This window comes from Actinorugispora endophytica (genome assembly GCF_004363075.1).
GTDB classification, from domain to species: domain Bacteria; phylum Actinomycetota; class Actinomycetes; order Streptosporangiales; family Streptosporangiaceae; genus Actinorugispora; species Actinorugispora endophytica.
The window spans coordinates 18,637-38,178 of the sequence record NZ_SNYN01000017.1; the positions used below are offsets into that span (position 1 = coordinate 18,637).

Sequence of the window (19,542 nt, forward strand, 5' to 3'; positions counted from 1 at the left end):
GGATAGAGTGCATGGCATGCCTAACGTCCGCTACCCCTTCGCCGAGCGTCAGGATCTGACTGAGAATCTGCACGGACGCTCCGTCCTCGACCCCTACCGCTGGCTCGAGGACACCGACTCGGCGGCCACCAAGGAATGGGCCGAGGCCCAGGACGTCCTCTTCGCCGAGGCCGCGCACGTCTGGCCCGCGACCGAGTGGTTCGGCGCGCAGGTCCAGGAGCTGCTGGGCGCCGGATACGTGGGTTCCCCCGTCTGGCGCGGGGACCGCCGCCTGTTCGTCCGGCGCACCGCCGACCAGGAGCACGGCGTGCTCTACACCGCCGACCCGTCGGGGGCCGAGCGGGCCCTGATCGACCCCACCGCCCTGGACCCCGACGGCACCACCACCCTGGACTCCTGGGTGCCCGACATCGAGGGGCGGCTGCTGGCCTACCAGCTGTCCGAAGGCGGCGACGAGCAGTCCAGGCTCCGGGTCATGGACATCGCTACCGGCGAGGTCGTGGACGGCCCGATCGACCGCTGCTCCTACTCCCCCATCGCCTGGCTGCCGGGCGGGGACGCCTTCTACTACGTGCGCCGCCTCGCCCCCGGCCGGGTGCCCGAGAACGAGGAGCAGTACCACCGGCGGGTCTACCTGCACCGTGTCGGCGCGCCGGTGGACGAGGACGTGCTGGTCTTCGGTGAGGGCCGGGACAAGACCGAGTACTTCGGGGTGTCGGTGAGCCGGGACGGGCGCTGGCTGACGCTGACCGCCTCCCCCGGGACGGCGTCGCGCAACGACGCCTGGATCGCGGACCTGACCGCGGGCCCGCTCGAGGCGCCGGTCCTCACGGCCATCCAGGAAGGTGTGGACGCCGAGGTCTCGCCGCACGTGGCGCGGGACGGGCTGCTGTACCTGTTCACCGACCGGGACGCGCCCCGCGGCCGGCTGTGCGTCACGGATCCGACCACCCCCGGTTACCCGAACTGGCGCACCCTGATCGCCACCGACCCCGACGCCGTGCTCAGCGACTACGCGATCCTGGACGGCGCGGAGCCGGCGTCCCCGGTGCTGCTGGTCGGCTGGGAGCGGCACGCCGTCAGCGAGGTCGGCGTGCACGACCTCGGCACGGGCGAGCGGCTGGGCGGCCTCGCGCTGCCCGGGCTGGGCTCGGTGGGCGGGCTCACCACACGTCCCGAAGGCGGTTTCGAGGCCTGGTTCACCTACACCGACAACACCTCCCCGGTGAGTGTGCACCGCTACGACGCGCGGACCGGCGAGGTGACGCCGTGGGCGAGCGCCCCGGGGACGCTGGACGTGCCCCGGGTACGCACCGAGCAGGTCACCTACACCTCCCGGGACGGCACACCGGTGCGGATGCTGGTGGTCACCCCGCCCGACGCCGACGGCCCCCTGCCGACCGTCCTGTACGGCTACGGCGGCTTCTCCATCTCGCTGACCCCGAGCTACTCGGCGGCGGTGCTGGCGTGGGTGCGGGCGGGCGGCGCGTACGCGGTCGCCTCCCTGCGCGGCGGGCTCGAGGAGGGCGAGGAGTGGCACCGCGGCGGCATGCTCGGCAACAAGCAGAACGTCTTCGACGACTGCCACGCCGCCGCCGAGCATCTGATCGCCTCGGGCGTCACGGCTCCGGGGATGCTCGCGGTGATGGGCGGCAGCAACGGCGGCCTGCTGGTGGGCGCGGCGGTCACCCAGCGCCCGGAGCTGTACACGGCGGCGGTGTGCTCGGCCCCTCTCCTGGACATGGTGCGCTACGAGAGGTTCGGCCTCGGCCAGCTGTGGAGCGTGGAGTACGGCAGCGCCGCGGACCCCGACGCCCTGGACTGGCTGCTGGCGTACTCGCCGTACCACAACGTGCGCGAGGGGGAGCGCTATCCGGCGACCCTGTTCACGGTCTTCGACAACGACACCCGGGTGGACCCGCTGCACGCCCGCAAGATGTGCGCGGCGATGCAGCACGCCACGGCCGCGCCGTTCGAGCGCGCCCCGATCCTGCTGCGAAGGGAGGCCGAGGTGGGGCACAGCTCCCGTTCGATCAGCCGCAGCGTCCGGCTCAGCGCGGACCAGCTGGCCTTCCTCGCCCACCACACCGGCCTGCACGTCCCGGCCGCCGTGAACCACGCGCGGGGGTGACGCCTCGGCCGCCGCCCCGCCCGGGCGGGGCGGCGGCCGCCTTGGCACAATCGGGGGGATGTCGATCGGGATGAGGGGCGAACACTCGTGAGCGGGAGCACTGCGGGCAACGGCGTGGCGGACGGCGTCGGGACCGCGCGTCGGCACGTCCATCTGGAGCAGGTCCGGTTCGCCGACCTCGACCCGTTGAACCACGTCAACAACGTGCGGATGCTGACCTACCTGGAGAACGCGCGCATCTCGTTCCTGCGGTGGGACGTCGACGGCGGCCCGCCCTTCGGCGGCCTGGTGGTGGCCCGGCACGAAGCCGACTACCTGCGGCCGCTGTTGCTGCGCCGCGCGCCGGTGCGGGTCGAGACCTGGGTGGTCGAGGTCAGGCACGCCAGCTTCACCCTCGGGTACGAGGTCCTCGACGACGACGCGGTGTACCTGCGGGCCCGGTCGGTACTCGTCGGCTACGACCTGGACGTCCAGCGCCCCCGCCGCCTGCACGACGAGGAGCGCGCCCACCTGCTGCGCTTCCTCTCCGAGTAGGCGGCGCCGGATCGGCCGGGAACGCCACGCGGCCTTTCGTGAGCACACCACCCCGGACGCACCCTCGTCCGCGGGCCTCCCTAGCCTTTTCGGTGTGGGGAGACGCTGGCTGGTCCTCTGCCTCGCGGTCGCCGCTCAGATCGCGAGCCTGTCCGCGCTGTTCGGGGTGGCGTTCGCGCTCCCGGCGCTGCGGCAGGAGTACGGGATCACGATCGCCCAGGCGGGAACGCTCGCCGGGCTGCCGAGCCTCGGCCTGCTGCTGACGCTGCTCGGTTGGGGCGTCGTCATCGACCGGTACGGCGAGCGGTTCACCATGACGCTGAGCCTGTCCCTGACCGCGCTGTTCCTGGCGCTGCTCTCTGCGGTCGAAGGACCGGTCGGGGCGGGGGCCGTGCTGGTCCTGGTCGGAGCGGCGGGCGGCCCGGTGAACGCGGCCGGGGGACGGCTCGTCATGGGCTGGTTCTCCGCGCGTGAGCGGGGGCTCGCGATGGGGGTGCGCCAGGGCGCGCAGCCCCTCGGCATGGGCCTGTCCGCGGCGCTGATGCCTGCCCTGGCCGGGCAGCACGGCTTCTTCGCGGCCATGCTGGTGCCGCTCGTGCTCTCGGTGGCGGTGCTCCCCCTGGTGGTGCTCTTCGCCACGCCTCCCGCTGCGGCACCGTCTGCGGCACCCGTCTCCCCGGAGGAGATCCCGGCCTCCCCCTACCGGCGTGCCGCGATCTGGCGGGTGCACGGGGTGAGCATGCTGCTGGGCGTGCCGCAGTTCACCGTTCTGACGTACGCGCTGGTGTACCTGGTGGAGGACCACGGGTGGGCGGCGTCGGCCGCGGGGCTGCTGATGGCGGCCGTGCAGGTTCCCGGCGCCTTGGCCCGGCTCGGCGCGGGGGTCTGGTCGGACCGGGCGGGGACCCGCCTGGGTCCGGTGCGGGTCATCGCCGCGAGCGGGGCCGTCTCGCTGGTCCTGCTCGCCGCCGCGCCTCCGTCGCTCCCCGGCGCAGCGGTGGTGTTGCTGGCCGTGAGCGCGCTGCTGACCATGAGCCACAACGGGCTGACCTTCACCGCGGTCGCCGAGACCGCCGGGATGGCGTGGGCGGGGCGCGCGATGGCCGCGCAGAACTCGCTCCAGGCGGTCAGTTCGACCCTGACCCCCGTCCTGATGGGGGCGCTGATCGGCTGGTCCGGATTTCCCGCCGCGTTCGGCGTGGCGGCGCTGTTCTGCGTCGCCGCGGTCGTCGCCATGCCCCGCGCTACTTGAGGGAGATCCGGATCGGCTCGTCCCCGTCGTCGTCGCGGGCCTCGCTCGTGACGGTGACGACGGTGGGGTCCGCGACCGCCGCGGGCGGTCCGGCCTCCTCAGGCACGTTCACCAGGCTGTGCGCGGCGTGCACCATGTACTCCCACAGCGGCTGCTCCAGCTGGGGCGGCAGCGCGACCTCGTCCACGGCCGCGCGCATGTGCGCCAGCCAGTGGTCGCGTTCGAGCGCGCCGACGCGGAACGGGACGTGCCGCATCCGCAGCCGCGGGTGCCCCCGCCGCTCGCTGTAGGTGCGGGGGCCGCCCCAGTACTGGATGAGGAACAGCCGGAACCGCTCCTCGGCGGGCCCCAGGTCCTCCTCGGGGTACATCGGCCGCAGGACGGGGTCGGCGGCGACGCCCTGGTAGAAGCGGCGGACCAGGCGGGTGAAGGTCTCCTCACCACCGGCCGCGTCGAAGAAGGTCACTTGGTCACCATGCGGAGCAGTCATAATCACCTGACAGGTTATGTCCTTCTCGTCCACGGAGCGACTGGCGGCCCGGCGGGGGAACAGGTCCGGCCCGGACCGACGCGGCGCGTCGGTCCGGGCCGGGGCCCCGGTCAGTCGCGGGTGAGCTTGCGGTGCGTGACCGCGTGCGGGCGCGCGGCCTCGGGGCCGAGACGCTCGATCTTGTTCTTCTCGTACGACTCGAAGTTGCCCTCGAACCAGAACCAGCTGGAGTCGCCCTCCCACGCCAGGATGTGCGTGGCGACGCGGTCCAGGAACCACCGGTCGTGGCTGGTGATCACGGCGCAGCCGGGGAACTCCAGCAGCGCGTTCTCCAGCGAGCCGAGGGTCTCCACGTCCAGGTCGTTGGTGGGCTCGTCCAGCAGCAGCAGGTTGCCGCCCTGCTTGAGGGTCAGCGCCAGGTTGACGCGGTTGCGCTCACCACCCGACAGCACGCCGGCCATCTTCTGCTGATCAGAGCCCTTGAAGCCGAAGGCCGCCACGTAGGCGCGGCTGGGGATCTCGACGTTGCCGACCCGGATGAAGCTCTCGCCGTCGGAGATGACCTCCCAGACGTTCTTCTTGTCCTCGATCCGGCCCCGGTACTGGTCGACGTAGGAGATCTTGACGGTCTCGCCGACGTTGATCAGGCCCGAGTCCGGTGTCTCCTCGCCCACGACCATCTTGAACAGGGTGGTCTTGCCCACCCCGTTGGGACCGATGACACCGACGATGCCGTTCGGCGGGAGCGAGAAGCTCAGGTCCTCGATGAGGAGGCGGTCGTCGAAGCCCTTGGTGAGGTTCTTGACCTCGACCACCGTGGTGCCCAGGCGCGGGCCCGGCGGGATCTGGATCTCCTCGAAGTCGAGCTTGCGGGTCTTGTCGGCCTCGGCCGCCATCTCCTCGTACCGCTGGAGGCGGGCCTTGCTCTTGGTCTGGCGGGCCTTGGCGTTGGAGCGGACCCACTCCAGCTCGTCCTGGATGCGCCTCTGTCGCTTGGCGTCCTTGGCGCCCTCCACCTTCAGCCGGCTGGCCTTGGTGTCGAGGTAGGTCGTGTAGTTGCCCTCGTAGGGGTAGAGCCGACCGCGGTCGATCTCCAGGATCCAGGTCGCGACGTTGTCCAGGAAGTACCTGTCGTGTGTGATCGCGATGATCGTTCCGGGGTACTTCTCCAGGTGCTGCTCCAGCCACTGCACGCTCTCGGCGTCCAGGTGGTTGGTGGGCTCGTCCAGCAGCAGCAGGTCGGGCTGCTCCAACAGGAGCTTGCACAGCGCCACGCGGCGCTTCTCGCCACCGGACAGCACCGAGACGTCGGCGTCCGCGGGCGGGCAGCGCAGCGCGTCCATCGCCTGGGCGAGCTGGCTGTCCAGGTCCCAGGCGTTGCGGTGGTCGAGGACGTCCTGCAGCTTGCCCATCTCTTCGAGCAGCGCGTCGGAGTAGTCCGTGGCCATCTGTTCGGCGATCTCGTTGAAGCGGTCGAGCATCGCCTTGGTCTCGGCGACGCCGTCCTGGACGTTCTCCAAGACCGTCTTGGCGGGGTCGAGCTGCGGTTCCTGGGCGAGCAGGCCGACGGTGAACCCGGGCATGAGCCGCGCCTCACCGTTGGACGGCTGCTCGATGCCAGCCATCAGCTTCAACAGCGTGGACTTGCCCGCGCCGTTGGGCCCCACGACGCCGATCTTGGCCCCGGGCAGGAAAGAACCCGAGACATCGTCCAAGACAACCTTGTCGCCATGCGCTTTGCGCACGTTTTGCATCGTGTAGATGTACTCCGCCATGTCTTCCAGACTAGGGCGTCCGTCCCCGTGCCCCGGCCACCCCGCTACCCGTTGCCGGCCTCGGGCACCGGTGACCTCTCGGCGAGCCACTCGGGGGTGAAGCCGCGCCAGTTCCGCGGCGAGACACCGTGCCGCAGGGCCTGCCGGATGAGCAGGGCCATGGAGTAGTCCGGCACGGCCTCGACCGCCCTGTCCAGTGCCGCCTCCGCCAGGTACGGGTCCTCGTTCTGCCAGGCGGCGAACGCGAGCAGGCAGGCGGGGGCCGCGGCGTAGGCGGGGTCGACCCTGCGCAGCACGTGCGACCACAACCCGATGTGCTCCGCGATGTGCGCGCGGTCGATCCGCGACCACGCCTCGTCCCGGGCCCGCAGGCCGACGAGCAGCACGCCCAGCCAGGCCACGGTCTCGGGATCGGGGGGCGGTCCGCCGCGCACGGCCGCGGCCACCGCGGCCCGCACCGCCCGGATCCCCGCGGCGGTGAAGGAGGCGCCGGAGGGCGCCCGCCCGTCGGGGGCGGGGCGGCCCCACAGCCGGGTGCGGCGCGTCTCCGCCGCGAGGGTGGCCCGTCGCATCTCCTCGCGCTCGGGGCCGTTGACGGGCCCGGTGAACGCCAGGAGCTCGGCGCGGCTCCAGGGCCGCAGGCCCGCGGTGACCGCCGTGGCCGGGACCGCGGACCGGTGCACGTCGTAAGGCGTCCCTTCGGCCGGACAGCACCCGGGATCGCGGCACACGTAGGACCAGTAGCGGCCGCCCGCCAGCCGGAGCGCCTCGACGACGGCCACGTCCAGGCGGTCCAGGCGTGTCCGGAGCGCCGCCACGCGCGGAGCGGTCCACTCCTCGGAGCCGTAGCCGACGGCGAGTGCCTGCCAGCGGCGCTCCCGGTCGAAGGAGTCGCACAGGCGTTCGGCGAGTCCGGAGGGGTCGGCGGGATCGTCCCCCGCCACGGGTTCGTAGCCGACGGCGAAGTCGACCGCTCCGGTGGCGGCGTCGACTCCGAGGACGACCAGGCCGCGCTCCGGCTGGAACCCGACCAGGTAGGGCACTGCCGCGATCAGGTCGACGGGCGAGCGCACGGTGAGCTGGAAGGAGGTGTCAGGGGTTTCCTCTGTGGTCATGCGTCCACCGTGCGACAGCGCGCACACGGCGACGCAAGACGGCCTCCCGTCCTGTGGACGACGCCCCGCCCCCGGCGGAGGCTCCCTAGTCCTCCGGGTCGTCCCGGGGCGTGCCGCGGGACTGGGCGGGGACGCCCAGCGACTTGGTCACCGGCAGGCAGACGCGGTTGCGTCCCGAGTCCTTCGCCCGGTAGAGCGCGAGGTCCGCGGCCGTCATGAGTTCCAGCAGGTCCCCGCCGTGCACCCGGAGCAGCGCCACCCCGATGGAGATGGTGACCGTCACCGTGGTGTCGTTGACCGGCAGCGCCATGCGGCCCACCCGCGCGCGCAGCCGCTCGGCGACCCGGCACGCCTCGGCCATGTCCGCGCCGGGCAGGACCACGACGAACTCCTCCCCGCCGAAGCGGCCGACCTCGTCGTACTGGCGGAGCTGGTGTTTGAGGGTGTTGGCGACGCCGAGCAGCACCTGGTCGCCGCACAGGTGCCCGTAGGTGTCGTTGACCCGTTTGAAGTGGTCGATGTCCACGATCAGGACCGCCATGGGGCGTCCCGACTGGTTCGCCCGCGCCAGTTGGATCTCGGCCTCGCGCTCCCAGGCCGCGGCGTTGAGCAGACCGGTCTTGGGGTCGGTGCGCGCCGCGGTCTGGAGCTGCTGGAAGAGCAGGCTGCGCTGGAGCAGCAGCACCGGGGGAAGCGCGATCAGCAGCAGGAACAGCGACAGCGCGCTCAGGACCGCCACCACCAGGCCCACGCACACCTCGACCGCGTCCAGCATCAGCGGCTCGGAGTTCCACACCGTCGTGCGGCGCGGTTCGTCGTGGTCGCTGAGCCGGATCGTGCCGGCGACGAGAAAGGTGTTGAGAACGGTGAACAGCGCGGCGCACAGCACGGCCGCGCCGACGGCCCGCCCGCTGATCAGGGCGCTGCTCTCGGCCGAGCCCGCGATGCCGTCGATCAGGACGACCCGGCCGGTGACGAGGGCGTGGAACACGGAGGAGGCCACGAAGCCGGAGAGCGCGACCGCCGCCGCGCTGAACACCCGGCGGAACACGACGGCCTGCTGGACCCGGTACTGCATCAGCAGGTAGAGCGGGATCGGCACGAACAGGGAGTACAGGGGCGGCAGCAGGATCAGGGTGGGGATCCACCAGGCGCCCAGCAGGTCCCGGACCAGGCCCTGGGGCATCCCCAGGCGGCGCATGGCCTCCACGCAGACCGCTCCCCCGCCGACCAGCGCAGCGGCGGTGAGCACCTCCTCCGCCCTCGGGACGGTGGTGAGCGCCCCGGCCACGGCCAGCAGCACGTCGACCGCGACCAGGACCGTGACGAGCCCCACCACGGCACGCGGCTGCGCGAAGAGTGTCCAGTCCGCGGGACGGAAGAGCGCTCCCCGGTCGCGGCCGGTGATTGGGCGCCGCGTGACCGTCATTTTGGCCTCCTCGCTGCCGGTCCACCCGATACGGCGGGTTCACCGGCTCCGGCGCCGCCCAGCGGTGTTCGACGTCCGCGGGACGGAAACGGAGCACTGACTAGTTATTACTTTAGGTAATATCCTAATCGCTAATTGTGTACACCGTGTAGAAACGGATACATTGAGTGATGCTTAATCACAGCGTTTGGTTCCGCTCCCGGCCGCCGTTCGCCGGAATTACCGGAACCGGCCACGTGGAGCCCGGCGCGGCCGTCCCCTCCGCTGGGAGGCGGGCGGACCCCACCGCGGTCCCCGAAGTGAGGGACTGCGGAAAGACAGCACGGCGGCGCCGGACGGAGGATTCCCCGTCCGGCGCCGCCGTGTGATCCGGTCCGGCCCGTCAGCCCTGCTCGGACCGCCGCGTCCGGGCCAGCGCCTGGCAGTAGCGGCCGTACTTCTGGAGTTCGTCCTCCAGGGGTGCGACGACGCGCTCGACCGCGATCCGCTCGACGCGCCCGGTCCCCTGCCCGTCGACCTGCTCACGGCGGCGGGCCGCCTCCACCGAGACGAGGTTCCGGCAGCCGACCCCGGTCAGCCAGCCCAGGAGCAGCGACGAGGCCGCCAGTGCGGCCGCGAACGCCATGAACAGCGGGGTGTCCAGCGCGGGGACTCCGGTGATCCCGCCGCCGATCCAGCTGACCAGCAGCACCGCCAGCCAGGCCAGTCCGATCCCGGCCGCCGCCACCAGCAGGTATTGCGCCGCCCGCGCGGCCCGCCACCAGGAGGGCGCGACCTTCTCGTCCGGGATCGTGTCCGCGATGGCCGCGCCCAGCTCGTCGGACAGCGTCTCCAGGTTCGACCGCCCCGCCGCGCGCACCCGCTTGGGCCACGGGTCCGGCAGGGAGCCGGCCGCGGAGTCGGCCGCTTCGATGACGGCGGTGTCGATCTCGGCGCGCTGCGCGCCGATCGGTCCGCCTCCCCCCTGCGGGAGGCCCTCGTGCAGGAAGTCCAGCTGGACCGCCCTCAGCGGGTCGCGCCGCAGCCGTCTGAGCCACCGGGTGACGGGCCAGTCCACCACCCGCGCGCCGTGGCGCTCGTGCGCGGTCTCGGTGGCGTCCGCGATCGCCTCGACGCCGCTGGCCTCGGCCAGCCGCTCCACGAGCCTCTTCCTGGCGGACGGGGGAAGTTCGGCGGCCGCGTCCGGGGCCCCGTACTCCTCGAAGTCCGCCACGACCTGCTCCAGGTCCGCGACGAGGCGGTCGATCGAGGCGCGGCGCTCGGCGACCGTCTCCACGAGCAGCTCCCTCAGGTCGCGCAGGCCGTGGCCGGTGACCGCCGAGGAGGTGAGTACGCGCGGCTGCGCCCCGGACTCGGTCTCCAGGAGCCTGCGCAGGTCGGTCAGGAGCTCCTCGACCTCCTCGGGGCCGACCCGGTCGACCTGGTTGAGCACGGCCACCGTCACCGCTCCGTGCCCGGCCATCTCGGCGAGGTAGCGGTGGTGAACCGCGGCGTCGGCGTACTTCTGCGGGTCCAGGACCCAGACCAGCAGGTCCGCGGTTCCGATGAGGTGGTCGGACTCGGCGGTGTGCACGGCGCGCACGGAGTCGTGGTCGGGCAGGTCCAGCAGGATGAGGCCGGTGAGGTCGGAGTCGCCCTTGTCGAGCTCGCTGGCGCGCGAGTGCCGGTGGCGCGGCGGCACCCCGAGCCAGTCGAGCAGGCCGTCGGCCCCTTCGAGACCCCACACGCAGGCGTGCGCGGAGGAGGTGGTGGGCCGGGTGATGCCGACCCGGGACAGCTCGAGCCCGCTCAACGCGTTGAACAGCGAGGACTTCCCGCTGCCGGTGCCGCCGGCCAGCGCGATCACGGTGTGGTCGGCGGACAGCCGCAGCCGGGCGCCCGCGTGCGTGAGCAGGCCCCGGGCACGCGCGATGAGTTCGGGGGCGAAGTGGTCGCGGCCGAGTTCGACGAGGACCGCCAGGGCGTCGAGCCGGGAGATCAGCTCCGCGCGCGTGGTGGCGGGCATCGGCTGCCAGATCTCGCGGCGGGTGGGCTGGTACTCCTCCTCGTCATCGTCGTCCGTTCCCGACGAGGGCGACCAGTCGGGCTCGTCTGCCTCGGGCTCGGCCGCCTCGGCCCCGGCCTTCCCGGCCCCGGCGGGCTCCATCGCCTCGGGGACGTCGGCGGCCGGTTCGGGGACGGGGTCCGCGCGCCGACCGGTGGCCGCGTCGTCCTCGTCGACCGCGTCGACCGCGTCGGCGAGGCTGCCGACCCAGCCCGCGAGGTTGTCCGGGTCGTCGGGGTCGGGCCCGTCGTCGGAAGCGGTCTCCTCGCCGCCCTCCGTCGGCGCGGCGGGCGCGGCGCGCGGGGCCGCGTGCCTTCCGCCGGACGGGGGGCGGGCCGGCTCGGTCTGCGGCTCCTGGACGAACCCGTTCTCCCGCGGCCGCTCCGGGGCGGGCTCGGCCGTGGTGACCCCGGGGATCCGGTAGCTGAAGGCCGCCGGGGGGCGGGCGTCGTCAAGCGCGGGCTGGGGGCCCGAATGCGCGTCGGCGGCCCTGCGCAGTTCCGGGTAGGAGTCGGTGTCCTGGCCGGTCGGGTCCTGCGGCGGCTGGCCGGGGGGAGCCGTCCGGTCCTGCCGCCAGCCCTGGCCCGGCGGGGGGACCGCGGGCACGGCCTCGGGGCGGGCCGTGTCAGGCGCGTGCTCGGCGTGGGCGAAGTTCCGGGGAGTCGTCATCGTGCAATCTCAAGGTTGTGCGTGGCCTGGTGGAGTCGGACGGCGTCGGACTGGTCCGGCAGGTTCGCCGCGGCCAGTGCCTCGGCGAAGCGGTGCTTCTCCTCTTCGAAGAGTGAACTGACGCGCGCGCGCAGGTCGGCGCGCGCCTGGACTCCGATGTTGCGCAGCGGCTCCGCCCCGAACAGCGCCTTGAGCAGCCGGTTCGGCGACGCGTTGGGCGGCGCGGTGGCGGCGCTGTCGTTGTCGGAGATGCCGAAGCCGAGCAGGCCGACGATCATGACGAGTCCGAACGCCTCCACGTCGTAGGTGAAGAAGCGCGAGACCGAGCGCTTGGCCACCCCGTCGGAGGAGATGAGTCCGATGATGTGGCGCTGCCAGTCGGCGACCGCGGTCCTGGCCCGGTGCGGGAAGTCCTCGGGAAGCGCGTCGAGCCTGTGCCGCTCCGCGATGGCCGTCGCCCCCGGGATCTCCTTCCAGCGCTCCATGGCCGTCTCGACCGCGCGTTCGGCGGCGGAGACCACGAGCGCCTCGATGGAGTCGCGGATCGCCTGCTCGAGCGCGTAGACGCGGGACCGGCCCTCGGGGTCGTCCTTGGCCCTGCGCTTGTTGCGCATCCGCAGCGAGCGCGCCAGCTCGCCGCTGGAGGCGATGTCCTGCCACCGGGCGAGCACGTTTCCGCGCAGCAGCGAGGCGTCGGAGGCCCCGCGTTCGATCTCGGCCAGGGCGGAGGCGAAGGAGGTGCTCGCCGAGGAGGCCAGGGTGGTGCCCGCCTCGGCCTGGATCTCGACCTGCCTGGCGAGTTCGGGGATCCGGGTGCGGAAGCTCTCCAGCACGCCGAGGAAGGTCCGGCGCGAGACCCGGTCCCGTTTGACGGGGTCGACGGCGATGTCGGCCAGGTAGTCGCGGATCAGGTCGGCGGTGTTGGCGGTGAAGCGGCCCCCGGCGATCTGGTCGGTCTCCGGAATCGTGAAGCGGGTCGCCGAACCGAGGCCGTTGGCCTCGAGCATCGCGCCGAAGTGGTCGACGAGCTGCTTGCGGCCGCGCCGGGGCACCCGGGAGAGCACGACCGCCAGCGAGGTGTCGCGGTCCCGGGCGACCTGGAGGAACTCCCAGACCCGGGCGTCGGCGTAGCGGCGACTGGTGGTGACGAACACCCACAGGTCCGCGGCGTCCAGGAACTTGGCGGCGAACTCGTGGTGGGCCGCGACGGCGGAGTCGACGTCGGGGGTGTCCAGCAGGGCCACCCCCTGGGGCATGCAGTCGGTGGCGGCCAGCACGAGCATGCCGTCCTTGCCCGGCATGGCCAGGCCCTGCTGGCGCACGCGCGGCAGCGACGGCAGGAACGACGCCTCGCTGAACCAGTCCACGTCCGCCGGGTTACACGCCAGCACGGGGCTGTTGGTGGTGGGGCGGCGGACCCCGGTGGTGGTCACCTGCTCGCCCACGAGGCTGTTGACCAGGGTGGACTTGCCCGCCCCGGTGGAACCCGCGACGGCGATCAGCAACGGGGTGTCCGCCTTGCGCACGCGGGGCAGGACGTAGTCGTCGAGCTGGTCGAGCACGTCGCTGCGAGCGGTGCGCCCCTCCTCGGCCCCGGGCAGGCCCTCGGTGAACTCGATGGCACGGATCCGCGTGCGCAGCGCCTCGAGGTTCTTCTCCAGCTGCGCGTCACTGGCTGTCGAACCGCGGTGAGCCCCCACCGACCGGCCGCCCTGGCGGGAGCGCGCCCTGCCGGCCGGGTTCTCCGGGGACTCTCTGCCCCGGGGCCCCCCGGCTCCCTCGGACGCGTCCGGTATCGATTCGCCTGGCCCTGTCGCTTCCGGCACAGCAGGCGGCCGGGTCATGGCGGCTCCGCCCTTCTCGTCGGTATTCGTGGTCACAACACCCGATTCCCCCCGAGGCCCTCGTCACTCCCGACCGGTCGACCTGCCGGTCGGCGTAGGCGATTCCACGGCGTATTGGCCTCTGTGCAGTATGTCAAGGTCCCGGGCCGCGTTCACCACTTCCCCGATGACGAGTACCGCAGGAGGCCGCACCCCTGCCTCGTCGGCGGCCTTCTCGACCGTTTCCAGGGTGGCCAGCAGCGTGCTCTGCGTCGGTAGCGTGGCGTCCTGGACGACGGCGACCGGTGTCCGGGGGTCGCGGCCGTGCTCGATGAGGGCGGCGGCGATCCGCCCGATGCGCTCGACGCCCATCAGCGCGACGACTGTGCCGTCCGCCCCGGCGATTCCGGCCCAGTCGACGGTGGAGCGCTCGTCGCCGGGAGCGACGTGGGCCGAGACGATGTGCACGTCCTGGGAGACACCGCGATGGGTGACGGGGATGCCCGCGCTGGCGGGGGCGGCGAGCGCGCTGGTCACACCGGGGACAACGGTGACGGGGACGCCCGCGGCCGCGCAGGCCGCGGCCTCCTCGCCGCCGCGGCCGAACAGGAACGAGTCGCCCCCCTTGAGCCGGACCACGAACTTGCCCTGCCTGGCCCGGTCCACGAGCACGTCGTTGATGCTCTCCTGGGCCATCGAGCGCCCGTAGGGGATCTTGGAGGCGTCGATGACCTCCACCTCGCCGGACAGCTGGTCGAGCAGGGTGGTCGGCGCGAGCCGGTCCACCACGACCACGTCGGCCTGCGACAGCAGCTGGCGGCCGCGCACGGTGATCAGCCCGGGGTCGCCGGGACCTCCGCCGACCAGGGCCACGCCGCGCAGCGGCTCACGGCTGCGGCGGGCGTCCAGGGTGCCTTCGGCCAGCCCGTCGATGACGGCGTCGCGCAGGCCCGCCGCCCGGCGGGGGTCGCCGCCCGCGATCACCCCGACGGTGATGCCCGAGGTGCTGCCGCTGGCGGGCGTCCAGGCGCTGGACGCGTGCCGGTCGTCGGCCCGGACGGACCAGATCCGGGCGGCCTCGGCCTCGGCCGTCACCGCCTCGTTGACGTCGGCCGCGTCGGTCGCCGCGTGGACCAGCCAGAAGTCGCCGAGCTCGGTGTCGGTGACGTCGCCGGGACGGTAGGCGCGCCGCTCCCATCGCAGCCGCCCGGCCGAGGCGAGGTCCTCGAGCATGGCCGCGGCCTCGGGGGAGACCAGCGTGACCCGGGCTCCCGCCTCCAGGAGCACGGGAATCCTGCGCTGGGCGACGTGTCCGCCGCCCACCACGAGCACATCCCGTTCCCGCAGTCGCAAACCGAGAAGATACGTCACCGAGGCAGCCTCCAGATCCCGATTCCAGACCCCGTGCGTCCAGGGGTCCGGTGCTTGGCGCACCCGCGCCCGATTGGGCGCCTGTCCCGGCCGGCCCGCTCCCGGTCGGCGGGGCGGCCCGGGCTGGTGCCTCCCGTGTCCCCTAGGAGCGTTCCGGTGTTCGGGTCCGGCCGCGCGGACCGGGGTGCGGAGCCCATATTCCAGACACGCTCCAAAAGTACCGTGCCGCCCCCTGCCCGCGGCTACCCGTTCCCCGGTGAGAAAGCTCCCGCGCGCCGCCCCGGAAGGCGGCGGCCTTCTCCTCCCGTGACGTTCCGGACGCGGCGCGGAGGCATCCGGCGCGCGGCGGCCCGGAGAGGATACCCGGCGCGCGGTCACATTCGCGTATCGCGTCGGCGGGGGCCCGGCGGGGCGACCGGACGGCCCTCCCCGACCGGGGGCCGCCCGGCGGGGGAGCGCACCGCCGGCCGGCCCCTCGCCTCCGACCGGGCGGCGCCTTCCCGTCAACGACCCCCCGTGCCCGTCATTCCCGTTCGGACACGCTGGCGGAGTCGAAGGTCGCCACGTCGCGCAGGGCCCGCGCGGCGCTCTGCACGAGCGGAAGCGCCAGCAGCGCGCCGGAGCCCTCGCCCAGGCGCAGCTCCAGGTCGACCAGTGGGCGCAGGCCGAGATGCTCCAGCACCACGGCGTGACCCGGCTCGCTGGACCGGTGCCCGGCGACGCAGGCCCGCATCGCCTCGGGCGCCAGCGCGGCCGCGGCCAGGGCCGCGGCCCCGGCGATGACGCCGTCCAGCAGGACCGGCACCCGCATGGCGGCCGCGCCCAGGACGAAGCCCGCCAGCGCCGCGTGCTCCAGTCCGCCGACGGCGGCCAGCACGCCCACCGGGTCCGCCGGGTCGACCGGGTTGGCCCGCAGCGCCGCGCGCACGACCTCGATCTTGCGCGCGTGCGTGCCGTCGTCCACACCGGTGCCCCGCCCGGTGACCTCGGCGGCGTCCCGGCCGGTGAACACGGCGATCAGCGCGGCCGACGCGGTGGTGTTGGCGATCCCCATGTCACCGGTGACCAGGCAGCGGTTGCCCGCGGCCACCAGGTCCCGGGCCACCTCGATCCCCGCCTCGATGGCGTATCCGGCCTGGAGACGGCTCATCGCCGGGCCCCTCGTCATGTCGGCGGTGCCGCGCGCGATCTTGCGGGGCAGCAGGCCGGGCACGGCGGGCAGGTCCGACACCACGCCCACGTCCACGATCGTGACCTCGGCCCCGACCTGCGCGGCGAAGGCGTTCACGACCGCGCCGCCGTCCAGGAAGTTGCGCACCATCTGCGCGGTGACCTCCTGGGGCCAGGGGGTCACCCCCTGGGCGTGCACGCCGTGGTCGCCCGCGAACACCGCGACGGCGGCCGGCTCGGGGATCGGCGCGGGACACTCCCCCGCCAGCCCGGCGAGCTGCACCGAGACGTCCTCCAGCACCCCCAGGGACCCGGCGGGCTTGGTCATCCGCGCCTGGCGCTCCCTCGCCTCCTGGACCGCGCGCCGGTTGAGCGGGCTGATTCCGGCGACCGTCTCCTCCAGCAAGCTCGTCGGCTCCTCGCCCGGCAGACCGCGCTGCCCGTAGTGTTCACTGTGCACCGCCCAGGACAGCGGCCGGCGCTGCGCCCAGCCGCCCAGGGAGAGCTCGGGCTCGGGGGGAAAGTCGTCCACGTGGCCGACGCACAGGTAGGCGACGACCTCGAGGTGCGGGGGCAGGTCCAGTTCCCGGGCCAGGTCGCGTTCGGCGAAGAAGCTCACCCAGCCCACGCCGAGTCCCTCGGCGCGCGCGGCCAGCCACAGGTTCTCCACGGCCAGCGCGGCGGAGTACCCCGCGGTCTGCGGCTGGGCGCGCCGCCCCAGCGTGTGCCGCCCGCCCCGGGTCGGGTCCACGGTGACCACGATGTTCACCGGGGTGTCCAGGACCGCCTCGACCTTGAGGCCGGAGAAGGCGCGGGCCCGCGCTCCGGGCAGCGCCCGGGCGTACTCCTCGCGCTGGCGCCGCACCAGGTCGCGGACCCGGGCCCGGGTCCGCGGGTCGCGGATCACCACGAAGTCCCAGGGCTGGGAGAAGCCGACCGAGGGGGCCTGGTGGGCGGCCTCCAGGATCCGGACCAGGACCTCGTCGGACACGGGGTCGGGGCGGAAGCCCACCCTGACGTCGCGGCGCTCGCGGATGGCCCGGTAGACGGCCTCGCGCTCGGCGTCGCCGTACGCGTGCGCGCGCCTGGGTGCGGACGGCTGCGGCTCGACGGGGTCGGGGACCGAGCCGACCGGTTCGGCGATCACCTCGCCGTCGACGGGGCCCTCCGGCGCCTCCTCGACCGGTTCGACCGGTTCGACCGGTTCGGCCGGTCCGGCCTCCGGAGGACGGGGCGCATCGACGGGTTCGGAAGGCGCGGCCGGCTCGTTCACCTGGTCGCTCCGGTCCTCGGGTTCCGCCGGTCGTCGGGTCGCGGGCGGGGAGGCGTGCTCGGGGCCGGGCGCCTCGGGCGGACGCGCGGCCTCGGGGGCCTCGCCCCCGCGCGGATTCGCGGGCCGGGAGGCGGCCGCGCCGCGGAACGGGATCACGTTGCGGCGGGTCTGGGGACGGTCCGGGACGGGAGAGGCCCCGCCCGTGTCGGGGGGAGGCGCCGGGTGCCGCGTCCCGGGCTCGGGCGGGGCCTCCGGAGCCGGTGCCGCCGCCGGGGGCTGCGGCCGGGTGGTCGGCGTGCGCGCGGACGGCCGATCGGTCCCCTCCTCGGGGAGCGGGTCCGGCCACGGCGCGGCGGACGGTCGGGGCGGCTCGGGCGGCCCCGCGCGGAAGGGGTCCTGGTCCCGGTTCCCGCCCAGTGGGAGCGGCGGCAGCGGCCCCGCGCCCTGCCCCTGCTCGGGCAGTCCGTCCAGAAGCCCTCCCGGTGACTGCGCGTCACCGGGGAAGGGGACCGCGGCCCAGCGCCCGGTCCCGTACCGGTCCGGCTCCGCGTCCCGCGCGGCCGGGCGGCCGGGCGCGCTCCCGTGGTCGTCCTCTTCGGCCCCGGCCGCCCCGCCGGCCTGGTCGTCACCGCTCATGGAGGTCCTCCGAAGTCGTGGATACTGGTCGGAACCCGGTTCCGGTCATCGGCACGTCAGTCCCCTGCCCCGTCTCGGCCGTCACGCCGGTCTCCCGTAGACGCGCTGGTGGGGGCCGGTGCGCCTCGGAAGGCGTCCGGCCTTCCGCCCCTCGTTCGCGTGGCGGCCCCGCAGCGCTCAGAGCAACTCTGCCAGAACCCGCAGGATCTGGGCGTTGGTCCCCGCATCCCGGACCGCGACGCGCACGTGGTCGGGGCCCAGCCCGGGGAAGGTGTCCCCCCTGCGCACCGCGATCCCGTGCTCGCGCAACGCGCGACGCAGTCGGCCCGCTCCCGGGGTGCGCACGAGGAGGAACGACGCGCGGTGACCCGGTGTGACGGCCAGTCCGAGGTCGGTGAGGTCGTCGGCCAGTCGCGTACGCCGCTCGGTGAGGTCGGCGGCCCAGGTCTCGGCCTCCGCGACCGCGCGCGGCGAACTGCACGCGCCCGCCGCCACCAGGGCCGGGGTGGAGACCGACCACAACGGCTGGGCCTCGGCGAGCCGGCGGACCAGGGCGGGCTCGGCCAGCAGGTAGCCGATACGCAGGCCCGCCAGCCCCCAGGTCTTGGTGAGGCTGCGCACGACCACGAGGCCGGGCAGGTCGGTGCGCGCGGACAGGGAGTCGGGCTCTCCGGGGACGCAGTCGGCGAACGCCTCGTCCACGACGAGGATCCGGCCGGGCCGGGCGAGCGCGGCCAGGGCCTCGGCCGGGTGCAGCACCGACGTGGGGTTGGTGGGGTTGCCGACCATGACGAGATCGGCGTCCTCGGGCACGGCGGCCGTGTCCAGGGTGAAGCCGCCGGTGAGCAGGACCCGGTCGACCCGGTGCCCGGCGGCGCGCAGGGCCGCTTCGGGTTCGGTGAACTGGGGGTGCACCACGACCGCGCGGCGCGGCGCGAGAGCGCGGGCCAGCAGCACGAACGCCTCGGCCGCGCCCGCGGTGAGCAGCACGTCGTCGGGGTGCCGCCGGTGCCGCCGGGCCACCGCCCGGCGCGCCGGGCCGGGGTCCGGATAGGCGGCCAGGTCCGCGACGGAGGCCGCGATGCGCTCGGCCAGCCAGCGCGGCGGGGTTCCGGCGCGGACGTTGACCGCGAAGTCCAGGAGGCCGTGACCGACCTCGGAGTCGCCGTGGTGGCGCAGATCGACCATCGGTTCGCGTTCCCCCCGGTGTGCCGGCGCGTCGTGGACCCGCGGCCCGTGCCGGTCGGGTCCGGTCCGCGGTGGTTCTCTCGATGATCCCGGCACCGGCGCCGTTCCCTGGCCGTTCCGAGCGGCGCCGGCGGGGTCGGCGCCGCCGCGGACCGGAGATTCTCCGGAGCCGCCGGATCAGTCCCTGTCGAGTGCGAGTTTGAAGCCGACGTGGGAGTCCGTGAAGCCGAGCCGCTGGTAGAAGCGGTGCGCGTCGGTGCGTGAGGCGTTGGAGGTGAGCTGGACCATTCGGCAGCCGCGTTTGCGCGCCTCCTCCACCGCCCACTTGACGAGTTCGGACCCCAGGCCCTTGCCGCGCTCGCCGTTGTACACCCGGACGGCCTCGATCTGGGCGCGGGTGGCTCCCCTGTGGGACAGCCCGGGGAGGAAGATCAGCTGCAGGGTGCCCCGGATCTCCCCCTCGTGCTCGGCGACCGCGTAGATCTGGTGCGAGTCGGTGTCGATCGCGGCGAACGCCTCGCGGTACGGAGTCAGGTCCCCGGGTGTCTCCCGGGCCGCGCCGAGTTCGTCGTCGGCCAGCAGCGCGACGATGGCGGGCAGGTCCCTGGGAGCGGCGCGGCGGATAGTCAGGTTCTTCACACC

At 73.8% G+C, this 19,542-nt stretch carries 12 protein-coding genes and 1 pseudogene; 3 read left to right on the forward strand and 10 right to left on the reverse strand.

The window, feature by feature from the left end; all coding sequences use genetic code 11:
- Positions 1 to 16: 16 nt before the first annotated feature.
- The 3 genes from EV190_RS17075 (at position 17) to EV190_RS17085 (ending at position 3,917) form a co-directional block, all read left to right on the forward strand.
- Entirely contained in the window at positions 17 to 2,131 is a 2,115-nt protein-coding gene (locus tag EV190_RS17075; RefSeq protein WP_133742584.1) for a prolyl oligopeptidase family serine peptidase, read from the forward strand.
- A gap of 87 nt (positions 2,132 to 2,218) precedes the next feature.
- A complete protein-coding gene (locus EV190_RS17080) occupies positions 2,219 to 2,665 on the forward strand; it encodes an acyl-CoA thioesterase (RefSeq protein ID WP_133742585.1) in 447 nt (148 codons plus the stop codon).
- Positions 2,666 to 2,759: 94 nt separating this feature from the next.
- The gene (locus EV190_RS17085; protein ID WP_208113220.1) at positions 2,760 to 3,917 is read left to right on the forward strand and encodes an MFS transporter; all 1,158 of its coding nucleotides are present in this window, start codon (positions 2,760 to 2,762) and stop codon (positions 3,915 to 3,917) included.
- Here the strand turns inward: EV190_RS17085 and EV190_RS17090 are convergent.
- From EV190_RS17090 to EV190_RS17135, 10 genes and pseudogenes are all read right to left on the reverse strand, one after another.
- Positions 3,910 to 4,407, reverse strand: coding sequence for a globin (locus EV190_RS17090; RefSeq protein ID WP_133742586.1), 498 nt, complete (start codon positions 4,405 to 4,407; stop codon positions 3,910 to 3,912). The two genes, EV190_RS17085 and EV190_RS17090, sit on opposite strands and share 8 nt — an antisense overlap.
- A gap of 110 nt (positions 4,408 to 4,517) precedes the next feature.
- On the reverse strand, positions 4,518 to 6,182 hold the full coding sequence (gene ettA, locus EV190_RS17095) for an energy-dependent translational throttle protein EttA (protein ID WP_133742587.1): 1,665 nt from the start codon (positions 6,180 to 6,182) through the stop codon (positions 4,518 to 4,520).
- 44 nt (positions 6,183 to 6,226) lie between these two features.
- Positions 6,227 to 7,297 carry a DUF4192 domain-containing protein gene (locus EV190_RS17100; protein ID WP_133742588.1) on the reverse strand — a complete coding sequence of 357 codons (1,071 nt, stop codon included), beginning with the start codon at positions 7,295 to 7,297 and terminating at the stop codon, positions 6,227 to 6,229.
- Positions 7,298 to 7,382: 85 nt separating this feature from the next.
- Positions 7,383 to 8,726 carry a GGDEF domain-containing protein gene (locus EV190_RS17105; RefSeq protein WP_133742589.1) on the reverse strand — a complete coding sequence of 448 codons (1,344 nt, stop codon included), beginning with the start codon at positions 8,724 to 8,726 and terminating at the stop codon, positions 7,383 to 7,385.
- A 382-nt stretch (positions 8,727 to 9,108) separates the two neighbouring features.
- Positions 9,109 to 11,439, reverse strand: a complete 2,331-nt coding sequence (locus EV190_RS17110) for a YfjP family GTPase (protein WP_133742590.1) — start codon at positions 11,437 to 11,439, stop codon at positions 9,109 to 9,111.
- On the reverse strand, positions 11,436 to 13,283 hold the full coding sequence (locus EV190_RS17115; RefSeq protein WP_133742644.1) for a GTPase: 1,848 nt from the start codon (positions 13,281 to 13,283) through the stop codon (positions 11,436 to 11,438). Before EV190_RS17115 ends, EV190_RS17110 begins: the two co-directional genes overlap by 4 nt.
- A gap of 63 nt (positions 13,284 to 13,346) precedes the next feature.
- Positions 13,347 to 14,633, reverse strand: a complete 1,287-nt coding sequence (cobA, locus tag EV190_RS17120) for a uroporphyrinogen-III C-methyltransferase (RefSeq protein ID WP_133742591.1) — start codon at positions 14,631 to 14,633, stop codon at positions 13,347 to 13,349.
- 523 nt (positions 14,634 to 15,156) lie between these two features.
- Complete coding sequence (cobT, locus tag EV190_RS17125; RefSeq protein WP_133742592.1) at positions 15,157 to 17,712, reverse strand: nicotinate-nucleotide--dimethylbenzimidazole phosphoribosyltransferase; 2,556 nt, start codon at positions 17,710 to 17,712, stop codon at positions 15,157 to 15,159.
- Positions 17,713 to 17,889: 177 nt separating this feature from the next.
- A pseudogene (gene cobC / locus EV190_RS17130) lies at positions 17,890 to 18,921 on the reverse strand (Rv2231c family pyridoxal phosphate-dependent protein CobC); the annotation flags it as partial.
- Positions 18,922 to 19,077: 156 nt separating this feature from the next.
- Positions 19,078 to 19,539, reverse strand: a complete 462-nt coding sequence (locus EV190_RS17135) for a GNAT family N-acetyltransferase (protein ID WP_133742594.1) — start codon at positions 19,537 to 19,539, stop codon at positions 19,078 to 19,080.
- Positions 19,540 to 19,542: the final 3 nt, after the last annotated feature.